Source organism: Rhodobacter flavimaris, from assembly GCF_021378075.1.
Lineage (GTDB): Bacteria > Pseudomonadota > Alphaproteobacteria > Rhodobacterales > Rhodobacteraceae > Rhodobacter > Rhodobacter flavimaris.
The window spans coordinates 1-390 of sequence record NZ_JAJUOS010000048.1 but is presented as its reverse complement, the minus strand read 5'-3'; the positions used below and the strand labels follow the sequence as shown (position 1 = coordinate 390).

The window sequence follows — 390 nt, the reverse complement described above, 5'->3', positions numbered from 1 at the left end:
TTCTCGCACAGTAATACACGGCCGTGTCCTCAGATCTCAGGCTGCTCAGCTCCATGTAGGCTGTGCTTGTGGAGGTGTTCCTGGTCATGGTGACTCTGCCCTGGAACTTCTGTGCATAGCCTGTGTTACCACTGTTAGGGTTCATCCATCCCATCCACTCAAGCCCTTGTCCAGTGGCCTGTCGCACCCAGTTGATATCATAACTGGTGAAGGTGTATCCAGAAGCCTTGCAGGAGACCTTCACTGAGGCCCCAGGCTTCTTCACCTCAGCCCCAGACTGCACCAGCTGCACCTGGGATTGGGCACTTGTAGCTGCTGCCACCAAGAAGAGGATCCTCCAGGTCCAGTCCATGGTGAGGAGCTGTGCTCACAGGGTTTTCTCTAGAGGAC

1 protein-coding gene is annotated in these 390 nt (G+C 55.4%); it reads right to left on the bottom strand.

The genetic code is table 11. From position 1 onward, the window contains the following. A partial coding sequence (locus tag LZA78_RS18110) for an immunoglobulin domain-containing protein (protein ID WP_233678173.1) occupies positions 1-352 on the bottom strand: 352 nt, incomplete at its 3' end. Between the last annotated feature and the right edge of the window lie 38 nt (positions 353-390).